8 protein-coding genes and 1 pseudogene are annotated in these 9,189 nt (G+C 68.8%); 5 read left to right on the forward strand and 4 right to left on the reverse strand.

The genetic code is table 11. From position 1 onward, the window contains the following. Positions 1 to 400 precede the first annotated feature (400 nt). Positions 401 to 505: pseudogene (locus tag ACFVV1_RS01735) on the forward strand (DNA-binding response regulator); the annotation flags it as partial. Between the two features lie 14 nt (positions 506 to 519). Here the strand turns inward: ACFVV1_RS01735 and ACFVV1_RS01740 are convergent. Both ACFVV1_RS01740 and ACFVV1_RS01745 read right to left on the reverse strand, forming a co-directional pair. Further along, positions 520 to 1,416 (reverse strand): hypothetical protein, encoded by an 897-nt coding sequence (locus ACFVV1_RS01740; protein WP_389982882.1) that lies wholly within the window; start codon positions 1,414 to 1,416, stop codon positions 520 to 522. Between the two features lie 173 nt (positions 1,417 to 1,589). After that, positions 1,590 to 1,814 (reverse strand): hypothetical protein, encoded by a 225-nt coding sequence (locus ACFVV1_RS01745; protein ID WP_389982885.1) that lies wholly within the window; start codon positions 1,812 to 1,814, stop codon positions 1,590 to 1,592. Between the two features lie 113 nt (positions 1,815 to 1,927). On the opposite strand from ACFVV1_RS01745, the gene ACFVV1_RS01750 reads away from it, so the two are divergent. Both ACFVV1_RS01750 and ACFVV1_RS01755 read left to right on the forward strand, forming a co-directional pair. Beyond that, entirely contained in the window at positions 1,928 to 2,752 is an 825-nt protein-coding gene (locus ACFVV1_RS01750) for a Scr1 family TA system antitoxin-like transcriptional regulator (RefSeq protein ID WP_389982888.1), read from the forward strand. Beyond that, positions 2,739 to 2,966, forward strand: coding sequence for a DUF397 domain-containing protein (locus ACFVV1_RS01755; RefSeq protein WP_389982890.1), 228 nt, complete (start codon positions 2,739 to 2,741; stop codon positions 2,964 to 2,966). The genes ACFVV1_RS01750 and ACFVV1_RS01755 overlap by 14 nt, the downstream gene beginning before the upstream one ends. A 104-nt stretch (positions 2,967 to 3,070) precedes the next feature. On the opposite strand, the gene ACFVV1_RS01760 is transcribed toward ACFVV1_RS01755, so the two are convergent. Together ACFVV1_RS01760 and ACFVV1_RS01765 are read right to left on the reverse strand one after the other, a co-directional pair. Then, positions 3,071 to 3,793, reverse strand: a complete 723-nt coding sequence (locus ACFVV1_RS01760; RefSeq protein ID WP_266748350.1) for a class F sortase — start codon at positions 3,791 to 3,793, stop codon at positions 3,071 to 3,073. Between the two features lie 155 nt (positions 3,794 to 3,948). Beyond that, a complete protein-coding gene (locus tag ACFVV1_RS01765) occupies positions 3,949 to 4,947 on the reverse strand; it encodes a hypothetical protein (RefSeq protein WP_389982894.1) in 999 nt (332 codons plus the stop codon). 663 nt (positions 4,948 to 5,610) lie between these two features. Between ACFVV1_RS01765 and ACFVV1_RS01770 the strand changes: the two genes are divergently transcribed. Both ACFVV1_RS01770 and ACFVV1_RS01775 read left to right on the forward strand, forming a co-directional pair. Next, entirely contained in the window at positions 5,611 to 7,665 is a 2,055-nt protein-coding gene (locus tag ACFVV1_RS01770) for a GTP-binding protein (protein WP_389982897.1), read from the forward strand. A 504-nt stretch (positions 7,666 to 8,169) separates the two neighbouring features. Further along, a partial coding sequence (locus ACFVV1_RS01775) for an ice-binding family protein (RefSeq protein ID WP_389982899.1) occupies positions 8,170 to 9,189 on the forward strand: 1,020 nt, incomplete at its 3' end.

Here is a 9,189-nt window from a genome sequence, read left to right on the forward strand (position 1 = left end):
CGCCGCCGATGCGGCGGCGGGCTTCCGTCCGTCATTCGTCCTGCCCGGCCGGCACCGCGCCGACCGGGCGGGGAACCTCAGCCGACTACCGGGCTACGGCACTTTTTCGGCGTGCCCGGGTACCGGAGCCGACTGCATCCGGTGCGAATACGCAACCGAGTTAAGATCACCTCCGTGCCCGGCCCCGACGGCATGCTCCACGCGGCGGCCTGCGTCATCACCGTCGATGGGAAGAAGGTCGCGGACAACCAGGGTGGCAAATCCGACAAGATGTGTCAGTACAAGGTGAAGTGAGGCTCCCCGGACGGGCTTGACGCCACCGGCCGGCCGGTCCGGACCAGGCCGAACACGACGTGACGCCACGAGTAGCCCCCGGCCATCGCTTCGCCGCACGCGCCGCTTCTCGCAGGGGACGGTCCGCGACTGCCGCGCCATGGCACCCCAGAAGACGGCGGCCCGCAATCGGGCGGAGGCGGTCCGGTTCGCCCGCGAGAAGGGCCGGCTCCAGGGCCTGTCCGTTCAGCGGCGTGGGCGGGCGAGCCGGCCGGGCATCCCCGCACGCACGGCTGCCGCACTGCGCAGGGTGGCCGCAGCCGTCGATTCCCGCTGAGGTGCCGCGCTCTGGCACGAACCGCACAACTCCTCGTCTCCCACCGGGGTGAAGAGCAGCGGCTGTACGTGAGGCCCGGCGCATTCCCGCATGTGGGACAGGCGGGACGGCGGGGCGGGCGGCGTCGGCGGGGTGGGTGGCGTCACGGGCCTCGGCTCGCGGAGCACGTAGCGCAGGAGGCCGCCGGGCCGGTGGATGGCCTGCCCCTGCCCAGGCAGGCTGCGCCGGACGTCCGCGCGTACGTCATCGGCGGTGTGCCCGAGGGTCAGCCACTCGGAGGCGAGCGCGACGAGCTGCGGGACCATGCCGCGCGGCACGGTCAGGCGGGGATCCAGGGCGATGAGACTGTCGGTCAACTCCCGTGCCGCACAGCCCGGTTCGGGCCCCGGTTCGGACGCCGGCACCGGCTCGGGGGCCGGGCACGGGGGAGGGTTGGAGGTGTTCCCTTCGGGGGTGTTTTCGGGATGACGACCGGCGACCCGAACCCTCGGCCGGCCGGCGGCCGGACAGGCGGCCGTCGGACGCCCCGCGCGCACGGCGAGGGCCTCCTCGGCGGTCAGCGGTACGGACGACACGAGCTGCACGGTGTTCCAGAGGCCGCGCAGCCCTTGTTGCCGCCACTCGTGTACGTACCCTTCCTCCTTGAGCTGCGCCTTGGCGCGGTTGAAGGCGCCCTTCTTGATTCCGGCACGGGCTGCGGTACGGGAGAGGGACTCGTCGGCGTCCTGGGGGAGGGAGAGCTGCCAGGTGAGGATACGGACCGCGTCGGACGACAGCCGGGGATGTCGGAGGATCTCGTTGGGCACCTGGGAAAAGAAACGAACGGGGGCGATAACATGCCGAAGCATTGTTGGTGCTCCTTGTGGAGGGTAGGCACTGACGGTGTAGGCCCTTGTCGCCGGGTGCAACCAGCGATAGGGGCCGTTTTATTGGTCACCGTACAGCAACGTGCGTACACGCACGGTCACTTCGCGAAGTCTCACCACTCGCCGCCGTAGCGCTCCTGCTTCCGCTTGAGCCAGGCCTGGATGACATGGGTCTCCTCGGGTGAGGCGTCGCGCAGATCGCCCGCGCTGATGGTCGCCACGAAGTGGACGAACCGTACGCGCCGATGGTCCCCGTCGACCTCGATGACCTTGCCGGGGCCATAGACGTCGGTGCCGGTGTGGGCGACGAAGGCGTCCTGCCCGAAGGGCGTCGTCATTACTCTGCCTCTCACTCTGTGTTGGTGATTCACGCCATAGAGTGAGGTACTTGCGGATACGCTCGCCAGAGGGTTCAGAGTGACGACGCGCTTCGCACGCAAGGGAGTTGCCGATGGCGATCGAGGACAATCCCGAATCCCGGGTCTCGTACGGCGAGGAGTTGCGCAGCCGCCGGGAGACGGCCGGGCTCACGCAGGAACAGCTGAGCCGACGTGCGATCCTCTCGCGCACACACCTGGCGCACATGGAGGCGGGGCGCCGGAGGCCCTCGGTGGAGGACGCCGAGAGGCTGGACCAGGTGCTGGAGACGGGCGGCTTCTTCGTGCGGTTTCTGCCTACGTTGGACGGGCGGAAGGTTGCCGAACACTTCGAGGCTGCGGCGGAGTTGGAACGCCAGGCGTCGGTGATCCGCCAGTACGCCTGCACCCTGGTGCCAGGGCTTCTCCAGACGGAGGCGTATGCGCGGCAGGTGCTCAGCTCGGGCTATCCGGCCAAGAGTGACGAGGAGCGTGACGGGCTGCTTGTCACGCGACTCGAGCGAACCCGAATCCTTGAGAACTTTCACTCGCCGGTGGTGTGGGCGGTGCTTGATGAGGCCGCAATCAGACGTTGCGTTGGCGGTCCGGCTGTCATGGCCGAACAACTGTGGCACATCGTGGAGTTGGGGGAACGACGTCGTGTCCGTATCCACGTACTCCCGTTCGGTGCGGGTTACCACTCCTTGCTCGAAGGTGCCGTCAAGCTCATGTGGTTCGAGGAACTACCGCCCGTCGCTTACATGGAAGGCCTCAAGTCGGGCAAGGTCTGGGAGATTCCGGGTGTAGTGCGTGACTGCCAGGCCGCATACGATCACGCACTGGGGGATGCGCTCTCACACAAAGCGTCCCTGGCCCTCATCAGGTCGGTCGCGGAGGATTACGAGCATGAAGCGCAGTGAGCACATCGTCCCGGACGCCTCGGCCCTGCCCGCGTGGCGCAAGTCCTCGTACAGCGGCGACAGCGGCGGCGATTGCCTCGAAGTGAACGACGGCTGCACCGCCTGCGTCCCCGTCCGTGACAGCAAGGACCCGCACGGACCGGCCGTCGTCTTCGCGGCCTCGGCCTGGACGTCGTTCGTCACGGTGGTCAAGGGTGACGGTCTGCGGCGCTGAGGAAGAAGCGGGTACGGGGCGGTGCGGACTCGGGGTCCGCACCGCCCCGTACGGTTCGCGGTCCGGCGGATGGTTGTATCCCGGCGTCGATCGCCGACCGGCCGTCAGCCATTCTTGGAGGATTCGAGGTGGGCGAAGGCCACCACGTTGTCCTCGTAGTGCTTGGCCTTCCTGTTGTACGGGCCGCCGCAGGTGATCAGGCGCAGCTGCGCGGACGGGGTGTCCGAGTAGACGCGCTTGTTCGGGAACTTCGCCTTGCTGAACGTCTCGACGGCGTCGACCTTGAATGTGGCGACCGAGCCGTCGGCGCGGGTGATGTCGACCGTGGAACCCGGCTTGAGGAACTGGAGCTGCAGGAACACGGCCGGACCGGTCGTCGTGTCGACATGGCCCGCCACGATCGCGGCACCACGCTCGCCAGGGGTGACACCGCCCTTGAACCAGCCCACCAAGTTGCTGTCGTTCGGGGGCGGCGGGTTCAGTTGACCGTCGGCGCCGATGGACAGGTCGGTGAACGGTGCCTTGACGGCGAGGGACGGAATCTGCAGCCGCGTCGGGACGGAACGCGACATCGCCGGGCCGACGGCGGGCGCCGACGGGGTGACGGGTCGGGGCGCGGCATGGGAGCCGAGGACCTCGGGTACGGCCGCGGGCGCGATGGCGGCGGGTCGGGCCGACGGCTTGTCGTCGACCGAGGTTTCGATCGAGTTGTAGATCAGGAGCATGCCGACCCCGGCTGCCACGGCGGGCCACATCAAGGCGCGGCCCAGTGTGGTTCCGGGGGCAGTCCGGGTTGGGATGGAGCCGGGAGACTGCGGGGCGGCCATGGGAACGTGCCTTTCGGTTGTGCGGTGTTGGAGAGGGGAGAGGGGAGAGGGGGGTGCGGGGGTGGGGGCGGTGGTGCAATCGAAGCCGCCGCGGCCGCCGCCCCGAGGGACGACGGCCGCGACAAACGAAACGACCGGTCAGCCGTTGGGCCCGGTCAGGCGATCGCACCGCCCGACGACTGGCGACGGCGCAGCTTGTATGCACCGAAGCCGATGCCACCGATCAGCAGCGCCGAGCCGGCAGCCAGGTTGCTGCTGGTCGTAGCCATCCCGCCGCCACCGGCGTTGACGCCACCGCTGGGCTTGCCCTCGTTACGGCCGCCGCGGCCACCTTCGTCGCCGCCGCGGCCACCTTCGTCGCCGCCGCGGCCACCTTCGTCGCCGCCGCGGCCACCTTCGTCGCCGCCGCGACCGCCCTTCTCACCGCCGCGACCGCCTTCGTCGCCGCCACGGCCGCCCTCGTCGGCGCCGCCGCGGCCACCTTCGTCGCCGCCGCGACCGCCTTCGTCGTCGGTGACGACCCGGGCCATGAAGCCGCCGCCGGCCTGAACGCCACCGCTGGGCTTGCCCTTGTCGCCGCCGCGGCCGCCTTCGTCGCCGCCGCGGCCGCCTTCGTCGCCGCCGCGGCCACCCTCGTCGTCGCCGCGACCGCCCTTGTCGCCGCCGCGGCCACCCTCGTCGTCGCCGCGACCGCCCTTGTCGCCGCCGCGGCCACCCTCGTCGTCGCCGCGACCACCTTCGTCGCCGGTGACGACCCGGGCCATGAAGCCGCCGCCGGCCTGAACGCCGCCGCTGGGCTTGCCCTTGTCGCCGCCGCGGCCGCCCTCGTCGCCGCCGCGGCCGCCCTCATCGCCGCCACGACCACCCTCGTCGCCGCCGCGGCCGCCTTCGTCGCCGCCGCGGCCGCCTTCGTCGCCGCCGCGGCCGCCCTCATCGCCGCCACGACCGCCCTCGTCGCCGCCGCGGCCGCCCTCGTCGCCGCCGCGGCCGCCTTCGTCAGAGTCGGACCTTCCGTTCTTGTCGCTGTGCGAGGACGAGGATCCCTTGTGGTGTCCCGAATCCGCGGCCGTGGCCATGGCGTAGGCGGAGGGACCGGTAATGGCAAGGACCGCGGTGACAGCGGCCGAAGCGAACAGTGTGCGGGCAGAGCGCATCTGAACACATTCCTTCCGCCGCAACTGCGGAGAGTGACAGGGGGTCGACTCAGTGTGGCGCAGTGGCGACATGATCTACCGTCAGTCCGAATGTCACTTCGCGCCAGCGCAAAATGCCGCATTGGGGCCATGTCGTGGGCCCTTCGGGTGGCGAAAAGCCAATAATCACCCGTTGGACTGCACGCAGCGCCACGTGAGGTTTGGGCGACGACCGTCCACTCGTTTGCCGACGCTTCGGCGCGGCGGCCCAATCGCCGCCCGGCTCGGCAATGACCCCCGATGGGCTTGAACAGCCCGTTGGGGAAATGGAGTTGAGAAGACTTGCTCTCCTTGTCCGGCGAGACGTGCGCGCGCGGTGCCCGGCGGGACTCCGCCCGGAGTCATACTTTGAATTTGCATAACGGCGTACGCGGCCCGCCGATGCGTAGACACTGATCTGCTTGTCCTCGGCTGCCGGGTATGAAAGCGCAGGAGGCGGGCACGCAGGTTCCGGCAGGCATCCCCGGCTCAGTGAATGCCCGGCTGGTAAATCGGTTGCAGTGCGGGGTGGCCGCCTGCTGTACTCCCCGTCCAACACTCGATCGACCGAGGAGAAGATCATGCGCGGAACTCTCATGTTCATTCAGACGGAAATTGTCACCGATCTTGAAGACATGGAGTTTCGTGCACACGCTGAATCTGGGAATTCTGGCGCATGTCGACGCCGGTAAGACGAGCCTGACCGAGCGGCTGCTCCACACCGCCGGTGTCATCGACGAGATCGGCAGCGTCGACGACGGGAACACCCAGACCGATTCCCTGGCGCTGGAACGGCAACGCGGCATCACGATCAAGTCCGCCGTCGTCTCGTTTCCCATCGACGACATCACGGTCAATCTGATCGACACACCCGGCCACCCGGATTTCATCGCCGAGGTGGAACGGGTACTCAACGTGCTCGACGGCGCCGTGCTGGTGATCTCTGCGGTGGAGGGCGTACAGGCGCAGACCCGTGTTCTGATGCGGACGTTGCGACGCCTGCGCATTCCGACGCTTATTTTCGTGAACAAGGTCGATCGTGGCGGCGCGCAGGAGGAATCCCTTCTGCGGAGCATTTCGGAGAAACTCACCCCGGCCGTGATCGCCATGGGATCGGTCGAGGGGCGGGGCTGCCGGGACGCCCGCTGTACGCCGTACACCGGGGCCGACCCGGGCTTCACGGACCGGCTGGCCGAGCTTCTCACCGACCACGACGACGCGCTGCTGGCCGCGTACGTCGAGCACGCGGCGCCGCTCCCGTACCGCAGGCTGCGCGAAGAGCTGGCGGTACAGACCGGGCAGGCGCTGGTGCATCCGGTGTTCTTCGGATCGGCGATCACCGGAGTGGGCGTGGACGCCCTGATCAGCGGGGTCAGGGAGCTGCTGCCCGCGAGCGCGGGCGATGCCGACGGGCCGGTGTCGGGCACCGTCTTCAAGGTCGAGCGGGGGCCGGGCGGCGAGAAGATCGCGTACGTCCGGATGTTCTCGGGCACGGTACGGGTCCGCGACCGGCTGCCGTTCGGCCGGAGCGACGGACACGTGGGCGGCGGCGGAGACGGGCGCGGCGGGGGCGGGCGCGGTGAGGGGAGAGTGACCGCGATCAGTGTCTTCGACCGCGGTTCGGCCCTGCGCGGGGCGGCGGTCGGAGCCGGCCGGATCGCCAGGCTCCGGGGGCTCGGCGGCATCCGGGTCGGCGACACGGTCGGCGAACCGGACACGACCGGGCGGCGGGATTGGTTTGCCCCGCCGACACTGGAATCGGTCGTGGTCCCCAGTGCTCCGGTGAACAGGGGCGCGCTGCATTTCGCTCTCGCGCAACTCGCCGAACAGGACCCATTGATCAATCTGCGTCAGGACGGCGTCCGGAAAGAAGTGTCCGTCTCGCTCTACGGCGAGGTGCAGAAGGAAGTGATCCAGGCGACGCTCGCCGATGAATTCGGAATCGATGTCACCTTCCGCGAGACCACGACCATTTGCCTGGAACGGCCGAACGGTAGCGGTGCGGCGTACGAGATTATCGGCCAGGACCCCAATCCCTTTCTGGCGACCGTCGGCCTTCGGGTCGATCCGGCGCCGATCGGCAGCGGCATCGAATACCGGCTGGAGGTGGAACTCGGATCGATGCCGTACTCGCTGATGAGAGCGGTGGAGGAGACCGTCGGGGAGACCCTGCGGCAAGGAATTCACGGCTGGCAGGTCACCGATTGCGTCGTCACCATGACGCATTCCGGCTACTGGCCCCGGCAGAGTCATTCCCATGGTGTCTTCGACAAGAGCATGTCGAGTACCGCCGGGGATTTCCGCAATCTGACCCCCCTGGTCCTGATGAGCGCACTGAAGCAGGCCGGCACCACCGTCCACGAACCGATGCACCGCTTCCGCCTGGAACTCCCCACGGACCTGCTCGGCCCGGTCCTGCCCGTACTCGCACATCTGGGTGCCGTCCCCGGGACACCGGCCCCGAACGGTGCCGTATGCGTGCTGGAGGGAGAAGTTCCGGCGGCCCGGGTCCACGGACTGCAACAGCGGCTCCCGGCCCTGACGCGCGGCGAAGGGGTCCTGGAATCCGAATTCGACTCCTATCGGGCGGTCAGAGGTGCGCCCCCGGCCCGGCCGCGCACCGACCGCGATCCCCTCACCCGCAAGGAGTACCTGCTGCACACGGTGCGCAGGATCGCCGGACAGGGGGACTTCCGGTAGCAGGCTCGTCCCCACGGGGCATCCCATGCGCGAGTCTGCCCGGAAGCGACTGTGGAACGGTGAGCCGGACGAGTCACGCGGCGCCGCCGATGGCGTGAGGGTAAGGCGCAAGGCGGGCAGGTCACCCCCGCGCCTACTGGCTTTAATTTCCTCATATGTTCCCATGAGCCGCGCACTCCATGAACGGAAAGTGACGGGCCGTCACTTTCCGAATGCGGTGGTGCATGCTCTGCGGTCTTCCGCTCCAGCGGCCGCGGTGGCTCAGGTGCATCTTCGTGGCCTGGACACACTGACTACGGGTCGGCAGCCGCACTTCCTCAGGAAAGAGAAAGGTCACCTTCCATGGCTGTGGCTGCCATCCCGTCCGCTCCTCGTCCAGACGGTCGTACGCCCACTCGGTGCAGACGCATCTGGCTCAGGGCGACCTTCGCCGTGTTGTCCGGCGTGACCGTGCTGAGCGCCAATACGTTGTGGGCTTCCGCTGCCTACGGGGCGGAAGCTCCGGTGGCGCTGGGAACCGACACCAGCTACGCGGTGCCGGCCGGTCAGACCGTCACCAACACCGGCCCCAGCGTCATCAATGGAGACCTGGGGCTCAGCCCGGGGTCCTCGGTGACGGGATTTCCGCCCGGCATCGTCAACGGCTCTCAGAACGTGGGAAACGCCGCGGCTCTCCAGGCCCAGTCCGACCTGACCATCGCCTACAACGACGCGGCCGGTCGGGCTCCGACCGCCAGTGTGGCGGGGGATCTCGCCGGAGTGACGCTGACGCCCGGCGTCTACAACTCCACCGGGCCGCTGGCGAACAGCGGTACCGTCACCCTCGATGCGGAGGGGGACCCCAGTGCTGTCTTCATCTTCCAGATTGCCAGCACTTTGATCACGGGGTCGGCAAGCAATGTCAGCCTCATCAATGGGGCTCAGGCGTGCAATGTGTTCTGGCAGGTGGGCAGTTCGGCCACCATTGGGACCAACTCCTTCCATGCACAGACCGGCACGGCGATCGAGGGCCGGGCCCTGGCGCGCAATGGTGAGGTCACCCCGGACGACAACACCATCACCAGGGCGGCCTGCACTGTCGGGCCTGCCGGGCCCACGGGCCCGACCGGACCGACGGGTGCGACCGGTCCCAATGGTGCGGCGGGTCCGAACGGTGCGACGGGTGCGACGGGTCCGAACGGTGCGACGGGTGCGACGGATGCGACCGGTCCCAATGGTGCGACGGGTCCGAACGGTGCGACGGGTGCGACCGGTCTCAATGGTGCGACGGGCGCTACCGGACCCGCCGGTCCGGACGGACCTACTGGACCTACTGGACCTACCGGAGCGGGCGGTGGCCACGGCGGTGACCACGGTGGCGGTTACCAAGGTGGTGGGAAGGAGGGTCACGGCGGCGGTGGCGGTTACCAAGGTGGTGGGAAGGAGGGTCACGGCGGCGGTGGCGGTTACCAAGGTGGTGGCAAGGAGGGCCACGGCGGCGGTGGCCATGGTGGTGGCAAGGAGTGCCACGGTGGCGGTGGCCAA

This window comes from Streptomyces sp. NPDC058092, from assembly GCF_042884935.1.
Taxonomy (GTDB): domain Bacteria; phylum Actinomycetota; class Actinomycetes; order Streptomycetales; family Streptomycetaceae; genus Streptomyces.